The sequence below is a fragment of the Lentzea jiangxiensis genome, assembly GCF_900104175.1.
Lineage (GTDB): Bacteria > Actinomycetota > Actinomycetes > Mycobacteriales > Pseudonocardiaceae > Lentzea > Lentzea jiangxiensis.
The window spans coordinates 604,486-628,887 of record NZ_FNIX01000003.1 but is presented as its reverse complement, the minus strand read 5'-3'; the positions used below and the strand labels follow the sequence as shown (position 1 = coordinate 628,887).

Below are 24,402 nucleotides of genomic sequence, written 5' to 3'. Positions count from 1 at the left end.
TTCGCGTGGCCGCCGCGCTCGCGGCGACATCGGCCGAGGACAACGTGCTCTACGAGAACCAGGGGTCGATCTGCTGGGGTGAGGGCGCCTACGCGACCGTGACCACGCGGGCCGGCGAACCGCTGTCGGCGATCACCGCGCGGCTCGCAGAGGTCGACGTCGAGAACTGGCGCGCCTACGGCTGGGCCACCTTCGAGCTGTCCTACGCGTTGTACGGACTGGACGACGCGTCGAAGGCCGACGCGGTCACCTTGATGATCCCGCGGCGTGAAGTGCGCTTCCAGAACGGCACCGTCCTCCTGCGCGCTCTCACCGCGGTGGACCTGGACGCGCTGGAGTCGCGGCTCGCGGACGCCGTGCTGACAGGTGGGATCGAGCCGGCGGAGGCGCGTGTCGAGGTCGACGTCGACGGCCACGACGCGGAGAACTACCGGGCCGCGGTCGCGGCGGGCATCGCGGAGATCCGCTCCGGCGCGCTGGACAAGGTGATCCTCTCCCGGGTGGTGCCGGTGCCGGAAGACATCGACATGCCCACGACGTACCTCACCGGCCGGCTTGCCAACAGCCCGGCGCGATCGTTCCTGCTGCGCTTGCAGGGCTGGGAGGCGCTCGGGTTCAGCCCGGAGATCGTGATCAGCGTGAGCTCCGGGGGCGAGGTGGTCACACAGCCGCTGGCCGGCACGCGCGCCTTCCTGGGCGATCACGAAGCCGACCGGGTACGGCGCGACGAGCTCTACCGCGACGCCAAGGAGGTCTTCGAACACGCGATCTCGGTGCGCCTGGCGGCGACCGAGCTGTCGACCGTGTGCACGCCGTCGACCGTCCGCGTCGAGGAGTTCATGAGCGTGAAGGAACGCGGCAGCGTGCAGCACCTCGCCTCCCAGCTCTCGGGTTCACTCGCACCGGACCGCACCGGCTGGGACGCGTTCGCCGCTCTCTTCCCGGCGGTCACGGCGTCCGGCATCCCCAAGGCATCCGCCTGCGAGCTGATCCGGCGCGCCGAGACGCAGCCGCGCGGTCTCTACAGCGGTGCCGTGCTGACCGTCGAACCGGACGGCGCCATCGACGCCGCTCTCATCCTCCGCAGCGTGTTCCGCCGTGACGGCGACATCTGGCTGCGGGCAGGCGCGGGCGTCGTCGCCCAGTCCACTCCGGAACGGGAGCTGGAGGAGACCCGGGAGAAGCTGCGCAGCGTGTCGCGCTTCCTCGTGCCCACGCGGTAGGTCGCTTCGCCGGAACGATCGGCGGGCCGGGAACGGCTCCGCCGATCGTCCGGGTCCCTTCCCCAGCCGGGAGACCGCGTTCCGCACCGTGGAACTCGGCGATCTGGGTCACACCAGGTTTGGAATAGATTCCTGCTGTCGTTCAGGAAGAGCCAGCGGGGGACTTCACCAGGAGTGACCATGAGCGTTCAGGAGCAGTTGCGCGGCGGCGCACCGGATCTCGACGACTTCCCCACGCTGTGCAGCGTTCCGCTGCGCCCGGACTGGTTCGACGACGAGGAAGAAAACCCGGCAGCGGGCGTCGTCCGGGGCACGGACTGATCGGCAGGAAATCGTCTGTGTCGCAGTTGGATCGTGACCGCACCTCCGGGAATTGTCGGCGGACGACTCGTGGAGTGGTGCACGCGGCTGTTCTGTGAACTACCGAGAGGCATCCCGTGAACATCGCACTCGTGACCTCCAGCGCCTTTCCCGGCAGCGACTGGTCGGATCGCGACACCCCCGTCCTGCGAGCCTGCCTGGAGGAACAGGGCTGCACGACGCAGATCCTCGCCTGGGACGACTCCGACGGTGTCGACTGGACCGCGTTCGACGTGGTCGCCGTGCAGTCCCCGTGGAGCATGTGGCTCAAGCTGGCGCAGTTCCGGGACTGGGTGGACTCCCTGCACCGGCAGGGCGTGCGGCTGGCGAACCCGCACGCCGTCATCGTGAGCGGTATGAGCAAGGAATACCTCCCCCTGGTCGAGCAGCACGGTGCCAGGACGATCCCGACCACGGTGGTCCGGCCGGGGGAGCGAATCGGTGCTGTGGCAGCGGAAGCGCTCGCGAACGCCGAACGTGAGTTCGGAGAGGCCGCCGTCGTCGTCAAGCCCGTCTCGTCGGGAGGCACGCTCGGCGCCGCCCGGGTCACCGAGGAGCAGGACCTGGCCGACAGGCTCGCGGCCTTCGCGGAAGCCGACGTGACCGCGTGCGTCCAGCCCTACGTCTCCACGATCGATTCGCTGGGGGAAAGCGGAATCATCATGATCGACGGTGAGGTCTCCCACGCGATCACCAAGGACGCCATCCTCGCGCCGGGCCGCGTCGGAACGCAGTTCCACCCGAACGCCCGTGCCGGCCACGTCGAACACGGCGACGACCTCACCGACATCCACACCGCGTACGACGCCTACCTGAAGACCGTTCCGGTCCACCCGGTGTCGGTACGGCTCGACTTCCTCCGCCACCCCGTCACCGGCAGGCTGCTGCTCCTGGAGATCGAATCGGTGGCACCGGTCAAGTTCTTCCACCTCCACCCGGAGGCGGCGGCGCGCTACGCCCGGTCCTTGATCGCCGTGGCGGCTCGGAGCGACCTGATCCGGTCTTGATCAGGTGATGACCTCGCGCGGCCGGCTTCCAGGTCCGCCGGGCACGCCAGGCCTTCGTTCACGACACCGACAGCGCAACGGGACTTCTCCGTTGTTCCTGCGTGTTTTCAGGTTGGCGTCGAGCTGATCTCATCGTACTCGTCAAGAAGAGAGCGAACATGTGCGATTCGCCAATCTCCGCCGGCCATGAGAAAGATGGCAGTGCACTGGAGGTCGTCGCGTCACCAGCACTGCGGAAACCGTCCACGCCAACGAGTGTCGCGCCTGGGGCGCAAGAACCTTCCTGGCACGTCAAGGCTTCGCAGCCGGTCAACTACGAAGTCCGCCTGTGCCAGGGTGTTTTCGACCCGAACCGCACAGACCTGCTCGACGCGGGCAGACCGGACGGGAACCGGACACACCGCCGGTTCGTGGTCGTGGACGAAACCGTCGACAGGCTGTACGGGACAGCCATGAGACAGTACTTCGAGCACCACGGCGTCACGTGCGAGATCATGGTGGTCCAGGCGGGCGAGGTGCGCAAAGAGATCGACGTGGTGTTGCGCTTCGTGGAGCGGCTCGACGCCTTCGGAATCGATCGCAGGCGTGAGCCGGTCATCGTGGTGGGCGGCGGTGTCGTGATGGACATCGTGGGTCTCGCCGCCAGCCTCTACCGGCGCGGAACGCCGTTCATCAGGGTGCCGACGACCCTGGTCGGTCTGGTCGACGCCGGGGTCGGCGTGAAGACCGGGGTGAACTTCAACGGTCACAAGAACCAGCTGGGCACGTATTCGGCGGCGACGCTCACCCTGCTCGACCGCGGCTTCCTCGCGACGCTGAGCCGCCGGCACATCAGCAACGGGCTCGCCGAGATCCTGAAGGTCGGTCTGATCAAGGACGAAGCACTCTTCGGCCTCCTCGAGCGGTACGGCCGGCTGGTCCTGGACGAGAACTTCCAGGGAACGTCGCCGGAGGGGGCCGACGCCGCCACCGCCATCCTCGAAGCCGCGATCACCGGCATGCTGGAGGAGCTCGAGCCGAACCTGTGGGAAGAAACGCTGGAACGCAGCATGGACTACGGGCACACCTTCAGCCCCGCCGTCGAGATGCTCGGCCTTCCCGCGATGCTGCACGGCGAAGCCGTGTGCCTCGACATGGCACTGAGCACCGTCCTCGCCCACCGGCGCGGACTCGTGAGCGAGAACGAGTGCCGGCGGGTGTTCTCGGTGATGTCCGATCTCGAGCTGCCCACCTGGAGCCCGTTGCACACGCCGGAGGTCCTCGGGCACGCGCTGCACGCGACAGTCCGGCGGCGCGACGGGCAGCAACGACTGCCACTGCCCGTCGGCATCGGGAACACCGTCTTCGTCAACGACGTCTCGGACGAGGAACTGGTCGCGGCCATCGAAATCCAGCGGGAGATGGCCACGACCAGTTCGGTGGAGGTCGCGTGAGGCCCGGCGGGGCGAGGCCTACCACAAGGTCTGGCCTCCCTCGATCGCGAGGTTGTGGCCGGTCATGTAGTCGGAGACCTCGCCGGCCAGGTAGACGACGGCACCCTGGAGGTCGCTGACCTCACCCAGCCGTCCGGCCGGGATGTTCGACACCCATTCGTCCACCAGGGGCGCCAGTGTCTCGGACTCCTCGATCAAGGCGGTCCGGATGATCCCCGGCGAAATGCAGTTCACCCGGATCCCGCGGTCGGCCCACTCGGCGGCCAACGTCCGGGTCAGGCTGACCACCGCCCCCTTGGAAACGTTGTACGAGACCTGCTTCTGGGGGTGAGGCACGATCATCGACGCCATCGAGGCGGTGTTGATGATTTTTCCGTACCCGTGCGGGAACATCGCCTTCGCTTCGTGCTGGCAGGCGATGAACACTCCCCTCAAGTTGAGGTCGTGCACCATGTCCCACTCTTCGAGCGTTGTTTCCTCGGCTGCGGAGTTGAGATTGATACCGGCGTTGTTCACCGCGATGTCGAGTCGGCCGAACTGCTCCACCGTCGTGCGCACGAAGCTCTCGACGGAACGTTCGTCGGCGGCGTCGGCCTGGATCGAAATCGCTTTCACGCCCTTTTCCAGCAATTCGCCGGCGACCTCCTCCGCGCGTTCCGCACTGAGGTCGACAACCGCCACCTGGGCGCCCGCTTCGCCCAGGGCGTGCGCGAATGCGCGTCCGATGCCTTGTCCCGCACCGGTTACGAGAGCCGATCTGCCGGTGAGCCGGAACCGGTCCAAGATTGAACGGGTCGCGGCAGCCTGGGCGTCGCCGATGATTTCGTCCATGTCTGCACTCGCTTCTGGGCCGATGGGAAACTAGCCGTTCGACACTATACATATCCTGGCCACGTTGCGGCAGAACAAATTCGAGGAGTGTCATGGACCTACCGTTCGACCAGAGCCGCATGGACGCGCTGATGGAAAAGGCCGGCGCCGATGTGGTGATCGCGACCACCCGTTTTTCCATCCAGCACCTGCTCGGCGGATACCGGTACTTCTTCTTCGCCAACCTCGACGCGATCGGCGTGTCCCGATATCTTCCGGCGCTCGTGTACGTCAAGGGCTCTCCGGAGAACTCGTTCTACATCGGGTGCGGCAACGAGGAGTGGGGAACCTCCGTTTTCCCGCTGTGGGTCCCCGACGTCCGCAACCAGTCGTGGTCGAGCGTGGACACCGCGAACTCGATCGTCGAGGGGCTGCGGGAGCGCGGCCTGGACAACGCGGTCATCGCGGTGGAGAAGGCCTTCCTCCCGTTCGACGCGGCCGAGGTGCTGCGCGCCGCGCTGCCGGGGGCGGCGTTGGTCGAAGCTCATCCGGTCCTCGAAGCCATCCGGGCGATCAAGACCCCCGAAGAGCTCGAGTTGGTGCGAACCGCCTCCGTGGGGATCATCGACTCCATGGCGGCCACCTTCGCCGCTTCGCGGCCCGGCGACACCAAGATCGACGTGGTCGAGCGGTTCCGTCGCGAGCAGACCGATCGGGGACTGGTCTTCGACTACTGCCTGGTGTCGTGCGGCAGCGAGTTCAACCGCGCGCCCTCGTCCAGGGTGTGGCGGGAAGGGGAAGCGCTCTCACTCGACTCCGGCGGGATGTACCAGGGGTACATCGGCGACCTGGCGCGCATGGCGGTGGCGGGTGAGCCCACCGGCTTGATGAACGACCTGCTCGCCGAGGTCGAGTCGGTGCAGCAGAGCGTGCGCGCCGCGGTGACGCCCGGCCGGCGCGGCGGGGACGTCTTCGACCTGGCCGACAAGGCGCTGGCCGCGTGTCCTCACGCGGACGAGATGTTCTTCGTCGCCCACGGCATGGGCCTCATCACGCACGAGGTCCCCCGGTTGACCGGTACCGGTCCGGTGCCCTACCCCGCGGACCACGCGGAAGCCCCGCTCGAGGTGGGGATGGTCCTGTCCCTGGAGACGACGCTGTCCAACCCCGAGGTCGGCATCGTCAAGCTGGAGGACACCCTGATCGTCACGGAGGACGGGTGGGAAGCGCCCGGAGACGAGGCGCGCGGGTGGAACCGGCCGCTGCCGGGTGGCGGCCGGTGAGCTTGCGATCCCGCATGGCCGGCGGCGATCCGCTGCTCGGCCTGATCCTCAAGGTCCCCGCCCACTCCGCGGTGGAGCTGGCCGGGCACCTGGGTTTCGACTTCGTGCTGCTCGACACCGAACACGCGCCCGCCGAGACCGTCGAGGTGGAGCACCACGTCAGGGCGGGCGAAGCCGCCGGCATCCCGGTGCTGGTGCGTCTCGCCGGGAACGATCCCGCCGCCGCGCTGCACGCACTCGACGCCGGCGCGGCGGGAATCGTCGTGCCCCACGTGTCGGACGCCGCGGACGCCGAAGCCGCGGTCCGCGCCGCGCACTACCCGCCCCGGGGAATTCGCAGTCTCGCGGTGAGCACCCGGGCGGGACGGCACGGCACCCGCACCCTGGAAGAGCACCTGGCCGAGGCCGCACGCGAGACGGTGGTCGTGGTCCAGGCCGAGGACCGGGACTCCGTCCGGAACTGCGACGCGATCGCCGCGACCGACGGCGTCGACGCCGTGTGGATCGGCCCCACCGACCTGTCGCTCTCCCTGGGCGTGCCGGGGAACTTCGGCCATGCGGACTACCGGGCGGCCGTCGACCGGATAGTCGAGGCGGTGGTCTCGGCGCCGCAGTGCGCGCTGTGCGCCTTGGTGGATCAGCCCGGCAAGGCCGGGGAGTGGCGAGAACGAGGCGCCAGCGTCCTCCTCTTCAACTTCAACACCGTGGTGGTGGACGGTTTGCGCGCCATCGTGAGCAGCGTGCGCCGGTAACGGACGGAGCGGATGCGTCCGGTCCCGCAGACGAGGCCGCTTTCCCGACGCTCGGCGTCAGGAAAGCGGCCTCGCGCCACAAGAGGGCTTGCTGTCGAACCCGGTGTGCTCACCCCTGCGGGAACTGACTGCGGCTTCGCTTCCGAAGTCCACTGTGGACGGCTGGTTCGCACTCGACGGGTTCGCGGCGGGCGGACCGGTCGTCGAGTCGGTCCGCACCCTGCCAAGCGCTCGGTTGGTGTGGATCGGCTCCGGCCGCGCGGAGGTGTCCGCTGATCGTGGTGAGCGGGCGGTGTCTGTCCGGGCGGACGTCACGGAAGTGCTCCTGCGGCCATAGCACATCGCGCTAGCCACGAACTGGAGTAAGGCGCCCCGCCATCCGGGTCCATTCGTCAGGTTACGTAGGTGAGAAAGTTTCACCACCCTCTCGACGCCGCCTCGGGTTTGTGCGTACGGTGAGCGCGTTGTCACCGTACCGGTCAGTAGGAACCCTGGCTGAATTCCTTTCTCCCCACCCCTGCCGGGTGAGGAAGTGAGCGCAGTGAACATGCTGTCGGATCGTGAACGGGTGCTGTGCCTGAGTCCCTTCGGCACGCCCAACCCGGCCCTCGTGGTCGCCGCCGAACGAGCGGGCGGGCTCGGTGTGCTCGACCTCGGGACCCACGCCGCCGCCGACCTCGCCCGCGTCTGTGCGCGGCACCCCCGCGCGTTCGGCGTCAGGCTGCACGGACCGCTGGCGGTGCCGCTGCCCGATGTCGTCGACACGGTGGTGATCGATCTTGAACGGCACCGGCCCGACCGCGCTGAACTGGGTGAACGCCGCGTCCTGGTGGTGGTCACCTCGGTGGCGGACGCCGTTGCGGCGATCGAGTACGGGGCCACCGGGTTGATCGCCAAGGGTGCCGAGTCCGGCGGCCGAGTGGGTGGTTCTCCGGCTTTCGTGCTGCTCCAGCAGGTGCTCGCGCTGACCGATCTGCCGGTCTGGGCGGCCGGGTCGATCGGCCCCGACACGGCTGCCGCGGCCGTCGCCGGCGGTGCTCGCGGAGTGGTGCTGGAAGGGCAGCTCGCGCTCGTCGCAGAAGCTCGAAAACATATTTCCAGTGAATTTGTCAACGCGATCCGGATGATGGACGGCGCCGACACCGTCGTGATCGACGGGTTACGTGTGCATGTTCGTCAAAACACGCTCGAAATTGGCCAGGAAGGGTCCTTGGCTGATTTTTACCGTAGCTCGTTCGGCACTGTCGGTGGTGTCGTGGGCGCGATTGCGCGGGGGATTCGCGAGAATCTCACCCTGGCGGGTGAGCGCCGTCCGATCCGGCCCGCCGGACCGTTCTGCGACCGGGTCCCCGGCCTGCGCTACCCGATCGCGCAGGGCCCGATGACCCGCGTCAGCGACCAACCGGCGTTCGCCGCCGCCGTCGCCGAAGGGGGTGCGCTGCCGTTCCTCGCGCTCGCGTTGATGGAGGGCCCGGCCGTCCGCACGCTGCTGGAGGACACCGCCGCGAAGCTCGGCGACCGGCCGTGGGGCGTCGGCCTGCTCGGCTTCGCGCCGCCGGAGCTGCGGGCACGGCAGATGGAGGCCGTGCTGGCGGTGCGGCCGAAGTACGCGATCGTCGCCGGTGGCACGCCCACACAGGCCCGTGAGCTGGAGGACGCCGGCATCGAGGCGTTCCTGCACGTGCCGTCTCCCGCACTGCTGCGCCGGTTCCTCGACGAGGGCGCGCGCAAGTTCGTCTTCGAGGGCTCGGAGTGCGGCGGGCACACCGGTCCGCGGTCCAGCTTCACCCTGTGGCAGCAGCAGATCGACGTGCTGCGCGGCCGGGAGGCCGACGTCGTCGCGTTGTTCGCCGGTGGCGTCCACGACGCCCGCTCGGCCGCGATGATCTCCGCCATGACCGCGCCGATCGCGGCACGGGGTGCGGCCGTGGGCGTCCTGGTCGGCACGGCCTACCTGTTCACCGAGGAAGCCGTCACGCACGGCGCGATCCAGCCGGTGTTCCAGCAGGTCGCGCTGGAGTGCGCGGACACCGCGCTGCTGGAGACCTCGCCCGGTCACGCGGTCCGCTGCGCGCAGACGTCCTATGTGGACACCTTCGAACGCGCGCGGGCCGAGGTGTCGGGCCTGTCGAAGCAGGAGAGCTGGGAGCGGCTCGAACAGCTCAACCTCGGCCGCCTGCGCCTCGCGAGCCGCGGCCTCGTCCGCGACGACGACGGGCTCCGGCAGGCCGGCGAGGACGAGCAGCGCCGCGAGGGCATGTTCATGATCGGCCAGGTCGCGACGCTGCGGTCCGAGCGCACCACGATCGCCCGGCTGCACGAGGACATCGTCTCCGGCGTGCTCCCCGGGACGGACGAGGAGCAGCCCGGTTCGGCGCCGCTGGACGTCGCCATCGTCGGCATGGCAGCGATCATGCCGGGCGCCCGCGACGTCGCCGAGTTCTGGGCGAACGTCCTGGCGGGCACCGACTCCATCACCGAGGTCCCGCCGGAGCGCTGGTCGCCCGAACGCTGCGGGAGCCCGTTCACCAAAGGCGGTTTCCTGCCGCGCACGGCGTTCGACCCGCTCGCCTACGGCATCCCGCCCGCCTCGCTGACGTCCATCGAACCCGCGCAGCTGCTGGCGCTGGAGGTGTCGGCCAAGGCGCTCGAGGACGCCGGCTACGCCACCCGCGTGTTCGACCGCGAGCGCACGTCGGTGATCTTCGGCGCCGAAGCCGGAGCCGACCTCGCGAACGCCTACACCATCCGCACCGCGTTGCCCGCACTGGGAATCCACGGCCTGGACGACCACCTGCCGGCCCTCACCGAGGACTCGTTCCCCGGCGTGCTCGGCAACGTGATCGCGGGCCGCGTCGCGAACCGCCTCGACCTCGGCGGCGCGAACTACACCGTCGACGCCGCCTGCGCGTCCAGCCTCGCCGCGCTCGACGTGGCGTGCAAGGAACTCGTCGGCGGCACCAGCGACATGGTCCTGTGCGGCGCGGTGGACCTGCACAACAGCGCGCACGACTACCAGATGTTCGCCTCCGTGAAGGCGTTGTCCGCCCGGGGCCGCTGCGCCACGTTCGACTCGGCGGCCGACGGCATCGCGCTGGGGGAGGGCGTGGCCGCGGTCGTGCTGAAGCGCCTCGCCGACGCCGAACGCGACGGCGACCGGATCTACGCCGTGGTCAAGGGCATCGGCGCGTCGAGCGACGGCCGGTCGATGGGCCTCACCGCACCCCGTCCCGAAGGCCAGCAACGTGCCCTTCGCCGCGCCTACGCCTCCGCCGGGGTGCCGGTCACCGAGGTCGGCCTGGTCGAGGCGCACGGCACCGGGACCGTGGTGGGCGACCGCACCGAGCTCAGGTCGCTGACGGAGATGTTCGCGGGCGTCGAGCCCGGCACGTGCACGATCGGCTCGGTGAAGTCGCAGATCGGCCACACCAAGTGCGCTGCCGGCCTCGCGGGAGTGATCAAGGCGGCTCTGGCCGTGCACACCGGAGTCCGGCCCGGCACGCTGCACGTCAAGCAGCCCAACGCCTTCTGGGACGCGGCGACCAGTCCGTTCACGTTCGGCCACCGCACGTGGGCGAGCGGCAACCGGGTCGCGGGGGTCAGCGCGTTCGGCTTCGGCGGCACGAACTTCCACACCGTCCTGGCCGGCTACACCGGTGCCGACGAGCCGTGGCACGGCCTGACCGCGTGGCCCGCCGAGCTGTTCCTGATCCGCGGCTCCGATCCGGCTGCGGCACAACGGGAAGCCGCTCGCCTCTCGGCGCTGGTCGACGACCGCACCCCGGTGCGTTCGCTGGCGGCGGCGTGCGGTTCGGGCACGGTGCAGGCGGCGTTCGTGGTCAGCGATCATGCGTCGCTGCGCCGCGCGTTGGCCGACGTCGAGGCCTGGCGCGCGTCGGACGTGGTGTCGTTGCGCACGGGGGAGCGGCCGAAGGTCGCGTTCCTGTACCCCGGCCAGGGCAGCCAGCGGCCGGGCATGCTGCTCGACCTGGTCACGGCCTTCCCGCGTCTGCAGGATCTCCTCGACGCGCGCTACGAGCGGGTCATGTACCCGCCGGCCGCGCTGACCGCCGAGGACGTCGCCCGGCAGCGCGCCGAGATCACCGACACCCGCAACGCCCAGCCGGCGCTCGGCATCGCCGGGCTCATGGTCACCGCGCTGCTGGACTCCGTCGGCGTGCGCCCGGACCTGGCCGGTGGCCACAGCTACGGCGAACTGGTCGCGCTGGCGGTCGCGGGCGCGTTCGACGCCTCCGAACTGCTGGAGCTCAGCGCCGTCCGCGCCGAGGCGATGCTGGAGGCCGTGGGGGAGGACCCCGGCACGATGGCGGTGGTGTCGGCCCCGCTCGACGAGGTCGAGGCCCTGCTGCCCGCGGACGTCGTGGTGGCCAACCACAACGCGCCCTCGCAGGTCGTGATCTCAGGTGCGACCGACGCTGTGCGTCGTGCGGTCGAGGTGGTGCGGGGCGCAGGGTTCGTCGTGAAGGACATCCCCGTCGCCGCCGCGTTCCACAGCCCGCTGATGGCCGGCGCCCGCGACCGCTTCGCCGCTCGTCTCGGGCGCGTGTCCTGGGGCTCCCTGAGGTTCCCGGTGTGGTCGAACGTGTCCGCCGCGCCGCACGTGGACGTGCTCGACGGACTGTCCGCCCAGCTCTCCGGGCGCGTGCGCTTCGTCGAGCAGATCGAGTCGATGTACGCCGCAGGCGCGCGGATCTTCGTCGAGGCGGGCCCCGGCGGCGTGCTCGGCTCGCTGGTCGCCAAGACCCTCGGAGACCGCCCGCACACCGCCCTGCGCTGCGACGGCCACGTGACCTTCCTGCGCACGCTGGCGGCACTGGCGGTCGCCGGTGTCGAGGTGGACACCGCACCGCTGTTCGAGGACAGGGCCGAACCGGCGACGACCGTGCCGCAACGGGCGTCCTGGTACGTGGATGGAGGACTCGTGCGCGACGCGAACGGCGACGCGCTGCCCGGCGGTCTCCGACCGGCGACCGAGATGCCCGTGGTGAGGGTCGGGTCGGGGCTGGGGCGTGACGAGATCGTCGAGAAGTTCCTGGACGGGATGCGGGACGCGGTCAGTGCTCAGCGGGACGTGCTGCTGAGCTACCTCGGCACCGCGCCCGCTTCCGTGCCGGGGAACGTGCCGGCGGTGCGGCAGGTGGTCGAGGCGGTGCCCGATGGCGTTGTCGCTCCGGGCGTTGCTGTCCCGCTGGCCGGTGCCGCGCCGCAGGAGGACGTGGCGACGGTCGTGCTGCGGACGATCAGCACGCGCACGGGCTATCCGGTGGAGATGTTGCGGCCGGGGCTGGACCTGGAAGCGGACCTGTCGATCGACTCGATCAAGCGGACCGAGATCGTCGGCGAGCTGGTGGCCGAGCTGGGTGCGACCGGCGCGGTCGACGAGCTGGCGCAGCTCAAGACCATCGACGGGATCGTCGCGTGGTTCGGCGAGGCCTCCGGTGAAGAGGCCACCTCGCCACGGGCGGTCACCGCACAAGCCGCACCCCCTCACGCCGCAGTCCCCACGCAGCCCCCGGGACGCCTGGTCCGGCTCGTCCCCCGGGTGGTGCCCGCCGCCCCGGCCGCCCCTGCCGACCTCACCGGCACCACCGTCCTGATCATCGACGACAACGGCATCGGGCTCGAGCTCGCCGACCTCCTCGAACGCCACACCGCCCGCCCCCGCGTCGAACCGGTCTTCCCGGCGGACCTGCGGGGCGTCGACGTCGTGGTGAGGCTCGGCGCGCGGCTGCCGGAGGCGTTCAGCGAGGTCAAGGCCTGCGTGACGAACGGCGTGAACCTCGTCGTCGTCACCACGGGCGGCGGCACGTTCGGCTTCGACCACCAGCCCGACGAACTGCCGGCCGACATCGGTCTGCACGGGCTGGTCCGCACCGCGGCGCTCGAGTACCCGGACCTCGTCGTGCGCTCGGTCGACGTCAACCCCAAGGAGAGCCACCGCGACATCGCCACCGCGCTGCTCGCCGAGATCGGCCCCGGTCCGGCGGTCGTCGGGTACCACGCCGGGAAGCGCCAGGTCGTCGAGGCGGTCGAACAGGACCTCGAGGCGAAGCCCCTCGGCCTCGACGCCGACAGCGTGGTGCTGCTGACCGGGGGTGCCCGCGGCATCACCGCCCTCGCGGCGCAGGCACTCGCCGAACGCACCGGGTGCCACGTCGAGCTCGTCGGCCGGACCCCGATCGCGCCCGAGGACCACCGGCTCAGCCACGCCACCACCGAGGCCGAGCTCGTCAAAGCCCTGTTCGAGCAAGGGGAGGAGGACGACGTCCTCGCCAAGGCGCGCAAGGTCCTGGCCGAACGCGAGGTCCGCACCACCCTCGAACGCCTCAGGGCCACCGCGTCGAGCGTCCGGTACCACGAGTGCGACGTCACCGACGCCGACGCCGTGGCCAGGGTCGTCGACGACGTCAAGGCCCGGTTCGGCCGCCTCGACGGCGTGGTCCACGGCGCCGGGGTGCTCGACGACAAGCTGATCGAGGACAAGACCCAGGAGTCGTTCGACCGCGTCTGGGCCACGAAGGTCAACGGCGCCAAGGCGTTCGAAGACGGTTTCCTCGTGCTGTTCGGCAGCGTCAGCGGGGTGTTCGGCAACCGCGGTCAGGCCGACTACTCGGCCGCGAACGACGCCCTCGACCGGATGGCGCGGTTCTGGGGTGCGCAGCGCCGGGTCGTCGCGGTCGACTGGGGTCCCTGGGCCGGTGCGGGCATGGCCGTCGGGCTGGCCGGGGAGTACGCCCGGCGCGGCATCCCGCTGATCGAGCCCGAGCGGGGTGTGGACGCTTTGCTGAACGAGATCGCCGGCGGTGAGGACGTTCAGGTGGTCTACCGATGGGAGGCATAGCGATCGTCGGGATCGGCGCCGTCTTCCCCGGTGCCCCCGACGCGGCGACGTTCTGGCGCAACATCGCGGGTGGCGTCGACGCCGTCGGGCAGATCCCGCCCGGGCGCTGGGACCCGGCCACCTACTACGACCGGGGCAGCACCAGCGGTGACCGGTTCTACTGCCGCAAGGGCGGGTTCGTCGACGACCTCGCGGAGTTCGACCCGACGCGGTTCGGCATCATGCCGTCCACTGTGGACGGAGCGGAGCCGGACCAGCTGCTCGCCCTGGCCACGGCCGCGGACGCCATCGCGGACGCCGGTGGGGAACCGGCGCTGCCCCCGCGCGACCGCGTCGGCGTGGTCGTCGGGCGCGGTGGCTACCTCACGCCCGGCTGTGCGCGTCTCGACCAGCGGGTGCGGCTCGCCGACGAGGTCGTGTCGGTGGTCGGGGACCTCTTCCCGAACCTCGCCGGCGCGGAGCTCGACGCGGTCCGCCGGGCCATCCGCGACCGCATGGGGCCGGAGCAGCCCGAGTCGTCGATCGGCCTCGTGCCGAACCTCGCGGCCTCGCGGATCGCCAACCGCTTCGACCTCAAGGGCACCGCGTACACGGTCGACGCCGCGTGCGCGTCCGGGCTGGTCGCCGTCGAGCACGCCGTCCGCGAACTCCAGGAGGGCCGCGCGGACGCCATGCTCGCCGGGGCCGTCCACGTCTGCCACCACCCGACGCTGTGGAGCGTCTTCACCCAGCTCCGCGCGCTCAGCCCGACCGAGCGCATCCGGCCGTTCGACGAGAGCGCGGACGGCACGCTGCTGTCCGAGGGCGTGGGCATGGTCGTGCTCAAGCGGCTGGAGGACGTCGGCGACGAACGCGTCTACGCCGTGATCCGCGGCATCGGCACCGCGAGCGACGGCCGCGCTACGAGCATGATGACGCCCAACCCCGAGGGCCAGCTCCTCGCGGTGCGACGGGCGTGGGCCGACGCGGGCCTCGACCCCCGCGAGAACCCGCCGGGACTCATCGAGGCCCACGGCACCGCCACGCCCGCCGGGGACGCCGCCGAGCTGCGGACGATGATCAACGCGTTCGGCGGGGACGGCGACGAGATCGGCATCGGCACGGTCAAGTCGATGATCGGCCACGCCATGCCCGCCGCCGGCATGGCCGGGCTGATCAAGGCCGCGCTCGCCCTGCACCACAACACTCTGCCGCCGACCCTGCACGTCGAGAACCCGCACCACGCGTTGCGGGACACCAGGTTCACGCCGGTCCGGGAGGCCCGCGAGTGGACCGGGCGGCACCGCGCGGTCGTCAACGCCTTCGGGTTCGGCGGCATCAACGCGCACGCCGTCCTGGACGGCCACACGATCGCGAAGCCCCGCAAGCCGGTCATGACCTTCGCCGCCGACACCGCCGAAGCACTGGCCGAGGCGCTCAGGGACCGGCGCACCTCCCACGCCGACAGGGCGTTCCGGCTCGCCATCGGCAACCCGGACGAGCGCAAGCTCCAGCTCGCCGAACGCGTCCTGGCGCGGGGCGGGGCCTGGCCCGGCAGGCACGACATCTGGTTCTCGCCCGAGCCACTGCTGGCGAGCACCGACCAGGTCGCGTTCCTGTTCCCCGGCTTCGAGCGCGAGTTCACCGGCGAGGTCGTCGACCACGCCGTCGGGCTCCTCCGGGACGGCAGGCGCGAAGCCCGCGAGCTGATGGCGCTCGGCATCACCCCCGGCGCGCTCGCCGGGCACAGCATGGGCGAGTGGACCGCGATGGTCGTCGGCGGCATCTACCCGACGATCGACGAGTTCGTCGCCGCACTCGGGCCCGGCGCGGTCGCGGTCGTCGACATCGCCTACGCCGCATTGGGGTGCTCCGCGGACGTCGCCGAGCGGCACCTCGTCGACGGCGTCACGGTCAGCCACGACAACTGCCCGCACCAGTCGGTGATCTGCGGACCGCTGGACCGCCTCGAAGAAGTCCTCGTCACGCTCAAGGCGCACGGCGTCATGGCGCAGCTGATGCCGTTCCGCACCGGCTTCCACACCCCGGCCCTGGCCCCGTACCTGGGGCGCGCCGGGGAGATGCTCGACAGCCTGCCGGTCCGCGCCTCGGACATCCCGGTGTGGTCGGCGAACTCCCTCGAACCGATGGCCGCCGAGGAGGTCCGCGACCTGGTCCTGCGGCACCTCGTCGAGCCGGTCCGCTTCCGCCCGCTGCTGGAGAAGCTGCACGGCGGTGGCTTCCGCGCGTTCGTCCAGATCGGACAGGGCAGCCTGCCGGGCTTCGTCGGCGACACGCTGCACGACAAGCCGCACCTCGCCGTGAACGCCGACATCGCGCCGGAAGCGCTGTGGGCGTTCGGGCTCAAGCGCGGCACCGCGCACAGGGTCAAGCTGCGGCTCGGCACGCCGAAGATCCACCTCGACCCGCTCGGCACCGAACCCGTTCCCGTGGCCGACGACAGCCCGATGTCCGCGGCCGTGAACAAGCTCCTCGCCCACACCACCGCCGTCGCCCGCGAGGTCGTCAGCGCGCTCAGGCCGAACGAGGCCGGCTTCACCCGCGAGTTCTCGCTGCGGACCATGCCCGAGCTCGTGGACCACTCGGTGTTCCCGCAGGCACCCGGCTGGCCCGACCTCGCCGACGGGTTCCCGATCGTGCCCGCGACCGGCCTGCTGGAGGTCTTCGCCGACGCCGCCCGCCGGCTCACCGGCGGCACCGTGCACGGCTTCGCACAGGTCAGGGCCAAGCGCTGGCTGACGGCGCTGCCCGCGACGACGGTGCGGATCTCGGCCAGGGTGGAAGGACCCGACCGCGTGCTGGTGAAGGTCGGCGACTACGCCGAAGGTGTCGTGCTGACCGCACCGCGGACACCCCAGCCGGTCGGCAAGCGACTCGAAGGCGTCCGCGAGGCCCCGGTGACGGCTGCCGAGCTGTACCGGGACAACTGGATGTTCCACGGTCCGGCGTTCGCGGGGGTCAAGGAGATCGACTGCTTGGCGGACAACGGGATCGCGGGGGTGCTGACACCGTTGCCCGCTCCCGGTGCGCTGCTCGACAGCGCCGGGCAGCTGATCGGCCACTGGATGCAGGTCTGCCGCACCGAGGACCAGACCGTGCTGCCGACCGGCATCGAGCAGGTCGCCTTCCACGGCCCGGCGCCGGCCGGCGACGTCCACTGCACCGCGTGGATCCGCGAGGTCACCGCGCAGACGATGACCGCCGACGCCGAGCTGCGGGTGGACGGGGAGCTGTGGTGCCGCATCACCGGCTGGACCACCCGCCGGTTCACCACCGACGACCGGATCTGGCAGGTCAAGCTCCGGCCCGGCACCGAGATGCTGTCCACACGGGACGGTGAGTGGCTGCGGGTCGCCGAGAACTGGTCCGACAGCGCGACGCGCGACCTGATCATGCGCCGCTACCTGAACTCCGCCGAACGGCTGCACTACGGCGGACTGGACGTGCCGGCCCAGCGCGACTGGCTGCTGCGCGTCATCGCGCTGAAGGACGCCGTGCGCGCCTGGCTCTGGGACCGCGGGGCCGGACCGGTCTACCCGGCGGAGCTGACCGTCGGCGCGGACGCGCGGGTCCGCGGGGCCTTCGCCGTCCCGCACACCGACGTGACATCCGAACCAGGGCGAGCCGCCGCCCGAGTGCGAACGGAGAAGTGATGGACGAGGTGCTGCAGCAGGTCGCCAAGCTGATCACCGAGGTCGTCGGGCCGGACTTCCTGCTGGGCGTGGAGATCACCCGCGACACCACGTTCAGCGACGACCTGGGCCTGGAGTCGATCGAGTTCGTCGCGCTGGCGGACAAGCTCAACGCCCACTACGGCGTCGACCTCGTGGCGTTCCTGGCGGACATGGACATCGACGAGATCATGGCGATGTCCGTCGGACGCCTCGTCGACCACATCACGGCCCGTGTCTGACGTCCACGCCCGAGGGCTGCGCTTCCACGTGCAACGGCTCGGGCCCCAGGACGCGCCGACCGTGGTGTTCGTCCACGGCCTGGTGATGGACAACCTGTCGAGCTTCTACTACACGCTCGCCGCCCCGCTGGCCAAGGCCGGCTTCGGCACCGTGCTGTTCGACCTGCGCGGGCACGGCCTGTCCGAGCGGCCGCCGTCCGGGTACACGCCGGAGGAGAGCGCGCTGGACCTTGTGGCCGTGCTCGACGGGATCGGCGTGACCGAGCCGGTCTTCCTGCTGGGCAACAGCTACGGCGGCGTCGTCGCGATGCACGCGGCCGTCCAGGCGCCCGAACGCGTCGGCGGCGTCGTGCTCGTCGAGTCGGCGGTCGGGGGAGTGGTCGGCGACGCGTGGTTCGAGGACATCACGAACACGCTGACCGTCGCGGCGCTGGGCCTGGAGTTCGACCGCACGCAGGACCAGCTGATGGCGCTGGGACAGCGCAAGATCGCGAAGCTCGCCGTGAACGCCGACGCCCTGCTCAACGGCACCACGCTGATCGACGACCTCGGTTCCGGCGCGAAACTGGACCTGACGCAGGTGCGCTGCCCGGTGCTCGGCGTGTACGGCGCCGAGTCCGAGCTGGTCGGCGCCGCCGCGGAGCTGTGCGAACGGATCCCGTCGGCCCGGCTGCACGTCGTGCCCGGCCTGGGGCACACGGTGCTGCGCGAGGCCACCGCCGAGCTGCTCGACGTGCTGCTGGACTGGTTGCCGTCATGAGCCGGTTCCTCTTCGTGGTGCCGCCGCTGACCGGCCACGTCAACCCGACCGCCTCGGTGGGCGGCGAGCTGCTGGCCCGCGGGCACGAGGTCGCGTGGGTCGGGCACCCCGGCACGCTCGCACCGTTGCTCCCGGACGGGGCGAGGACCTTCCCGGCCATCGACGACGTCCTGGAAGCCGGCATCCGCGCGAAACGGGAGCGCTGGCTCGCGTTGCGCGGGATGGCGGTGCTCAAGTTCTTCTGGGAGGAGTTCCTGATCCCGCTGGGGCACTCGATGGTGCCCGGCGTGGAGACGGCGGTGCGCGCGTTCCGGCCGGACGTCGTCGTGGCCGACCAGCAGGCGTTGGCCGGGCCGGTGGTGGCGAGGGGCGCCGGGCTGCCGTGGGCGACTTCGGCGAGCACGTCCGCCGAGCTGGTCAACCCGCTCAGGACGATGCCGAAGGTCGACGCCTGGGTGCGGGACCTGCTGCACGGCTTCGCGGGCGGGGACGTGCGGTTCTCCGAGGAGCTGGTGCTGGTCTACAGCTCGAAGGCGTTGGTGGCGGGGGAGTTCGGCGACGAGGTGGCGTTCGTCGGGCCCGCCCTGGCGCACCGGGTCGAACGGGTGGGCTTCCCGTGGGAACGGCTGACCGGTGGCCGGCGGGTCCTGATCTCGCTGGGAACGCTGAACGGGCCCGCCGGCGAGCGCTTCCTGGGCCAGGCGCTGGACGCCGTCGCGGGACTGGACGTGCAGGCCGTGGTGCTCGCGCCTCCTCGGCCGGCCCCCGAGAACGTCCTCGTGGTCCCGTCCGTCCCGCAGCTCGCTCTCCTGCCGCACCTCGACGCGGTCGTCACCCACGGCGGCCACAACACGGTCTGCGAAGCGCTCGCCCACGGGCTCCCGCTCGTCGTGGCCCCGATCCGCGACGACCAGCCGACCGTCGCCGCCCAGGTCGTCGCGGCCGGAGCGGGCGTCCGGCTGACCTACTCGCGGGCACGGGCGGCAGACATCCGCAGCGCACTGCGGTCCGTGCTGGACGAGCCGGAGTACGCGGCCGCCGCCGGGTCGGTGCGCGAATCGTTCCTGGCGGCGGGCGGCGCGGCAGCCGCGGCCGACCGACTCGAGAAGGTGGTGGCCGGGTGATCCTCAGCGTGGTGGTGGTGCTCGTCGTCCTGCTGGACGTGCTGCGCCTGCGAGCCCGCGCGTCCAAGCTGCGGGTGCTCTCCCGGGGAGCGGGCGAGCACACCCTGCTCACCGCCACCGGGGTGCACCCGGAGGGCTCGTGGGCGACCGACGACGACCTGGTCGACCTCGTGCCCCGCGACCTGCCGGTGGTCGCGGCGCTCGACCTGCTCGGCGCCGTCGACCCCGGCGGGTACCGCGAGGACCGGTGGGCGCGCGGGATCAGCGCGTCGCAGGCCGTGCTGGTGCGGGAGAAGTACCGCGAGGACGTGAACCCGGACGACCCGACGGAGTTCGTCGCGTACGTGCGGCGGGTCAAGGACCACGTGCACGCGAAGGTCGACATCGCGGTCGCGCCGGGGCTGGAGGCCGGGCCGTACGACCTCGGCTACCGCGCGGCGACGTTGCGGCAGATCGGCAAGAGGCCGTCGCTGTGGATCGCGGGTTCGGTCCTCGGCTACGCGGCCGTGCTCGGCGCTCTGGTCACCGACTGGCGGTGGGGTCTCGTCGCGCTGGCCGTCTACTCGGCGCACCCGCTCCTCGTGTTCGCCGGCACGCCGCTGCGGCCGCGCGACCTGTGGGTGCCGCGGGTCCTGCGCACGCCCCACCTGTGGTTCAAGACGTCGGGCGGCAGGAAGTCCACGGCGGAGAAGCGGCAGGCCGCGCGCCTCGAACAGGCCGCACCCTGGTACGAGCAGAACCGCGACCGGAACTTCCACGAGCCGCCGCGCGAGAACTGCCCCTCGTGCGGCGGCACGGAGCTGAGCCGCTGGGTGACCGCGCACGACCTGGTGCAGCGCAAGCCCGGCACGTTCACCATGGACCGCTGCGTCCGATGTGGACACGTCTGGCAGAACCCGCGGCTGACCGAGGAGGGCCTGGGCTTCTACTACCGCGACTTCTACGACGGCCTCGGCGAGACGTCGGCGGAGGCGGTGTTCTCCGGCAAGACCGAGCCGTACTACGGCCGGGCGCGCATGGTGGAACCATTCGTGAAGCCCGCGCGGTGGCTGGACGTCGGCTCCGGGCACGCGCACTTCTGCCTGGGAGCCAAGGAGGTGCTGCCCGGCACGAGGTTCGACGGGCTCGACCAGGGCGCGGCCATCGAGGACGCGGCCCGCCTCGGCCGGATCGAGAACGCCTACCGCGGCAGCTTCAAGGACTTCGCGGGCGAGCTCCAGGGCCGCTACGACGTGATCAGCATGCACCACTACCTGGAGCACGTGCGCGATCCGTGGGAGGAGCTCGACATCGCGGCGGACGTGCTGCCCGACGGCGGCTACCTGCTGATCGAGCTGCCGGACCCGGAATGGCGGCTGGGCAGGCTCTTCGGGCAGTACTGGATGCCGTGGTTCCAGCCGCAGCACCAGCACATGATGCCGATCGGCAACCTCGAGAAGACGCTCGCCGAACGAGGACTGACCACTGTGGCCACCGAGCGCGAGGAAGCCCACCTCTGCAACGACTTCACGCTCGCACTGCTGCTGTGGCTCGGCGACAAGGCACCGCGCACGCCGGCGCCGTGGCGTCCGGAGGAGGTGCGGCTGCGCCGGACCCGCAGCTTCCTGGTGTGGACGTTCGGCATCCCGGCGTTCTTCGCCACGATGCTGCTGGACCAGACGGTGAACCGGTTCCTGGCCCACCGCACCGGCACCGGCAACGCCTACCGGCTGCTCGCGCGGAAGACCCCGCGGGCATGACGGACCTCGCGGACAGGCCCGAGCTGGCGCCGGAGCTGAGGCTGGTGCCGCACGCGTTCCGGCGCACGTTCGGAAGGCCCGCCCGGGGCGTCTGGTACGCGCCGGGCGTGCTGAACCTGCTCGGCGGCGCGGTGAAGGTGCCCGCCAAGTGGGGTGCGATCGTGGCGGGGGACGGGCGGGACGACGGCCTGCTCGAGCTCGTGTCGGTGAACCGGCCGGTCGAACGCGCCCTGCTGCCGTCCGGCGACGTCCCGGCGTGGGCGGCGGGGGTGGAGGCCACCGGCGGCGCCACGCTGATGTGCAGCGTGGACCTGCCGCAGGGGAGTGGGCTGTCCGCCGCCGAGGCCCTGAGGACCGCGGTGGGGCTGGCGCTGCGAGACCTCGCGGGCACGCCGTTCGACGAACCCCACGCGGCAGCGCTCGACCTGCCGGGGCAACGGCTGCTCGTCGTCGACACGAGGACCAGGCGCGGGGAACCGCAGCGGGAACGGCCGTTCACCGCCGACCTCGACGACCTGGGCGCCGCTCTGACGGCGTACCACCGGGCCCAGGACCCGGACCCCGAGCAGGACGCCGTGGTGCGGGCCGCCCTCCGGGCCGGCGCACGAGGGGCGAGCACGCTGGTCGACCCGCCGGGCAGGCCCGCTGTCGCACTCGTCGACGCGGACCTGGTCCCGGCGGTCAAGAAGGCGATCACGAAGGCGGTGGAGGTCCCTCCCCGCTACCTCACGATCGTTCCCGGTCCCTTCAACACAGCGGCTTCACGGTGAACTCGGCGCGGCGGAGGTCCTTGGAGTTCGGGCCCACCAGCAGGACGAACTCGCCGGGCTCGACCACCCGGTTGCCCGCCGCGTCGACGATCGTGCACGCGGCCACGGGGAGCTCCAGGTCCACCTTCACCGTCCGGCCGGGCTCGACGTCGACCTGCTTGAACGTCTTCAGCTCCTTGTCCGCCCAGCTCACCGACGTGACGGCATCGCTGACGTAGACCTGCACGGTCTCCCGCGACGGCCGTGACCCGGTGTTCGTCAGCTCGATGCACGCCCTGACGGTCTCGTCCGGGCGCAGCACCGCCGTCTCCACCAGCAGGTCGCCGTACTCGACCGTCGTGTACGACAGGCCCTCGCCGAACGCGAACGCCGGCTCCTGAGTCAGGTCGGCGTAGCGCGTGCCGTGCTGGCCGCGGATCTGGTTGTAGTACGTCGGCTGCTGACCGGCGTGCGCGGCGAACGAGATCGGCAGGCGGCCGCTGGGCTCGACCAGCCCGTGCAGCACCTCGGCGATCGCGCGGCCGCCCTGCATGCCGGGGTTCGCGACCCACAGCAGCGCGGCGGCGTTGCGCGCCGACTCGGGCAGGACCAGCGGCTTCGACGCGAGCAGCACCACGACGAGCGGCGTGCCCGTCTCGGCGAGCGCGTCGAGCAGCGCGATCTGGCCCCCGATCAGGTCCAGCGTGGCGGTGGATCGTCCCTCGCCGACCAGCTCGATCTGGTCACCGACGACGGCCACCACGTAGTCGGCGTCCCGCGCGGCCGCGACGGCCTCGGCGATCAGGTTCGTGTCCGGAGCGCAGGCCTTCACAACCGGCGGGCGCGGCTGACCGTCGGGGAACGTGTCGCCCTCGGGGTCCGGCTCCAGCGTGAGGATGTCGGCGCCGCGGGCGTACGTGACCTCCTGCGACGACAGTTCACGCAGGCCGTCCAGGACGGTCGTGATCATCTCGCGCGGGTGGCCGTTCGGCAGCCAGTCGGCCTGGCCGGACGAGCCCGCCCAGTCGCCGAGCTGGGTCTGCGCGTCGTCGGCGAGGGGGCCGACGACCGCGATCTTGCCCTTCGGCTTTGCGAACGGCAGCACGCCGTCGTTGCGCAGCAGCACCAGCGAACGCCGTGCGACCTGCAGGTTCAGCGCCACGTGGTCGTCGTGGTTGATCATCGTGCGCTGGCGCTCGGCGTCGGGCCTGCGCGGGTTCTCGAACAGGCCGAGGTCGAACTTCAGCGTCAGGATGCGGGTGACGGCGCGGTCGAGGTCGGACTCCGCCAGCAGGCCTTCCTCGACGGCCTGCAGCGCGCCCTCGAAGAACTGCGGCGTCGTCATGATCATGTCGTTGCCGGCCTTCACGGCGGCCGCGGCGGCGTGCATGTGGTCGGGCTGCAGCTTCTGCTCCCAGACCATGCGGCCGACGTTGTCCCAGTCGGTGATCAGGGTGCCCTGGTACCCCCACTCGCCGCGCAGCACCTCGTCGAGCAGCCACGAGTTCACCGTGATCGGCACGCCGTCGGTGGACTGGTAGCCGAGCATGAACGTGGCGCAACCCTCGCGGGCGACCCGCTCGAACGGCGGCAGGAACCACGACCGCAGCTTGCGCCGCGACAGGTCCGCCTCGCTCGCGTCCCGGCCGCCCTGGGTCTCGGAGTACCCGGCGAAGTGCTTGGCGGTCGCGAGGATCGCCGTCTCGTCGCCGAGGCCGTCGCCCTGGTAGCCGCGGACCATGGCCGCCGCGAGCTCGCCGATCAGCACCGGGTCCTCGCCGAACGTCTCGTCCACGCGGCCCCAGCGCAGGTCGCGGGCGATGCACAGCACCGGTGAGAACGTCCAGTGCACGCCGGTGGCGGCGGCCTCCACGGCGGTGACGCGGGCGACCTGCTCGACGAGCCCGGGGTCCCAGCTCGCCGCCATGCCGAGCTGCGTCGGGAAGATCGTGGCGCCCTCGTAGAACGAGTGGCCGTGGATGCAGTCCTCGGCGATCAGCAGCGGGATGCGCAGCCGTGTCCGGGTGGTGAGGTCCTGGGCGCGCAGCACCCGCTCGGGCGAGGTGTGCAGGATCGAGCCGACGTGCTTGCGCAGCACGTGGTCGTCCAGGTCCTCCCTCGAGTCCAGCTGCATCATCTGGCCGACCTTCTCGGCCGGTGTCATGCGGCCGAGCAGGTCCGCGACCCGCTCCGCGGTCGGCAGCGTGGCGTCGAGGTAGGGCACGTCGTCGCGATCCATGTGGTCTCCGAGAGGGCTCGTGCGGCGGCAGCGTCTATGAGAGCGCTCTCACAGTTGATACCTGAAACCGGTTCCGGGCGAAACCGGTTTTTTGATTTCCGGTACAAACGAATCGTTCCAGCAACACGAACGCGACATGCCCGCTACT

Annotated in this window: 15 protein-coding genes; 13 read left to right on the top strand and 2 right to left on the bottom strand. The window is 71.1% G+C overall.

The features are described from left to right. The first annotated feature begins 5 nt into the window (after nucleotides 1–5). The 4 genes from BLQ91_RS13730 (at nucleotide 6) to BLQ91_RS13720 (ending at nucleotide 4,023) form a co-directional block, all read left to right on the top strand. Nucleotides 6–1,223 (top strand): salicylate synthase, encoded by a 1,218-nt coding sequence (locus BLQ91_RS13730; RefSeq protein WP_245733399.1) that lies wholly within the window; start codon nucleotides 6–8, stop codon nucleotides 1,221–1,223. A gap of 180 nt (nucleotides 1,224–1,403) precedes the next feature. Continuing rightward, nucleotides 1,404–1,544 carry a hypothetical protein gene (locus tag BLQ91_RS41295; RefSeq protein ID WP_176959729.1) on the top strand — a complete coding sequence of 47 codons (141 nt, stop codon included), beginning with the start codon at nucleotides 1,404–1,406 and terminating at the stop codon, nucleotides 1,542–1,544. A gap of 131 nt (nucleotides 1,545–1,675) precedes the next feature. After that, nucleotides 1,676–2,590: an ATP-grasp domain-containing protein gene (locus BLQ91_RS13725; protein WP_245733398.1), complete on the top strand. Its 915-nt coding sequence runs from the start codon at nucleotides 1,676–1,678 to the stop codon at nucleotides 2,588–2,590. 206 nt (nucleotides 2,591–2,796) lie between these two features. Beyond that, on the top strand, nucleotides 2,797–4,023 hold the full coding sequence (locus tag BLQ91_RS13720; protein ID WP_425412478.1) for a sedoheptulose 7-phosphate cyclase: 1,227 nt from the start codon (nucleotides 2,797–2,799) through the stop codon (nucleotides 4,021–4,023). Nucleotides 4,024–4,041: 18 nt separating this feature from the next. Here the strand turns inward: BLQ91_RS13720 and BLQ91_RS13715 are convergent, their stop codons facing one another. Beyond that, entirely contained in the window at nucleotides 4,042–4,854 is an 813-nt protein-coding gene (locus tag BLQ91_RS13715) for an SDR family NAD(P)-dependent oxidoreductase (RefSeq protein WP_090097159.1), read from the bottom strand. Between the two features lie 92 nt (nucleotides 4,855–4,946). Here BLQ91_RS13715 and BLQ91_RS13710 point away from each other — a divergent pair, with 92 nt between their 5' ends. The 9 genes from BLQ91_RS13710 to BLQ91_RS13665 all read left to right on the top strand — a co-directional run bounded on the left by BLQ91_RS13710 (nucleotide 4,947) and on the right by BLQ91_RS13665 (nucleotide 22,036). Further along, entirely contained in the window at nucleotides 4,947–6,116 is a 1,170-nt protein-coding gene (locus BLQ91_RS13710; protein WP_090097158.1) for a M24 family metallopeptidase, read from the top strand. After that, entirely contained in the window at nucleotides 6,113–6,868 is a 756-nt protein-coding gene (locus BLQ91_RS13705; RefSeq protein WP_245733396.1) for an HpcH/HpaI aldolase family protein, read from the top strand. Before BLQ91_RS13710 ends, BLQ91_RS13705 begins: the two co-directional genes overlap by 4 nt. Nucleotides 6,869–7,400: 532 nt before the next feature. After that, the gene (locus BLQ91_RS13695; protein WP_342670637.1) at nucleotides 7,401–13,730 is read left to right on the top strand and encodes an SDR family NAD(P)-dependent oxidoreductase; all 6,330 of its coding nucleotides are present in this window, start codon (nucleotides 7,401–7,403) and stop codon (nucleotides 13,728–13,730) included. Continuing rightward, nucleotides 13,718–17,383, top strand: a complete 3,666-nt coding sequence (locus BLQ91_RS13690; protein WP_090097156.1) for a type I polyketide synthase — start codon at nucleotides 13,718–13,720, stop codon at nucleotides 17,381–17,383. The genes BLQ91_RS13695 and BLQ91_RS13690 overlap by 13 nt, the downstream gene beginning before the upstream one ends. Next, nucleotides 17,383–17,643: an acyl carrier protein gene (locus BLQ91_RS13685; RefSeq protein ID WP_036014077.1), complete on the top strand. Its 261-nt coding sequence runs from the start codon at nucleotides 17,383–17,385 to the stop codon at nucleotides 17,641–17,643. Before BLQ91_RS13690 ends, BLQ91_RS13685 begins: the two co-directional genes overlap by 1 nt. Next, on the top strand, nucleotides 17,636–18,403 hold the full coding sequence (locus BLQ91_RS13680; RefSeq protein ID WP_090097155.1) for an alpha/beta fold hydrolase: 768 nt from the start codon (nucleotides 17,636–17,638) through the stop codon (nucleotides 18,401–18,403). The genes BLQ91_RS13685 and BLQ91_RS13680 overlap by 8 nt, the downstream gene beginning before the upstream one ends. Then, entirely contained in the window at nucleotides 18,400–19,527 is a 1,128-nt protein-coding gene (locus BLQ91_RS13675; protein WP_090097154.1) for a glycosyltransferase, read from the top strand. Before BLQ91_RS13680 ends, BLQ91_RS13675 begins: the two co-directional genes overlap by 4 nt. Then, nucleotides 19,524–21,266 carry a class I SAM-dependent methyltransferase gene (locus BLQ91_RS42030; RefSeq protein ID WP_218130258.1) on the top strand — a complete coding sequence of 581 codons (1,743 nt, stop codon included), beginning with the start codon at nucleotides 19,524–19,526 and terminating at the stop codon, nucleotides 21,264–21,266. The genes BLQ91_RS13675 and BLQ91_RS42030 overlap by 4 nt, the downstream gene beginning before the upstream one ends. Beyond that, nucleotides 21,263–22,036, top strand: a complete 774-nt coding sequence (locus BLQ91_RS13665) for a hypothetical protein (protein ID WP_090097153.1) — start codon at nucleotides 21,263–21,265, stop codon at nucleotides 22,034–22,036. The genes BLQ91_RS42030 and BLQ91_RS13665 overlap by 4 nt, the downstream gene beginning before the upstream one ends. Here the strand turns inward: BLQ91_RS13665 and BLQ91_RS13660 are convergent. Further along, nucleotides 22,014–24,254, bottom strand: a complete 2,241-nt coding sequence (locus tag BLQ91_RS13660) for an exo-beta-d-1,3/1,6-glucosidase (protein WP_090097152.1) — start codon at nucleotides 24,252–24,254, stop codon at nucleotides 22,014–22,016. The genes BLQ91_RS13665 and BLQ91_RS13660 overlap by 23 nt on opposite strands. Nucleotides 24,255–24,402 lie beyond the last annotated feature (148 nt).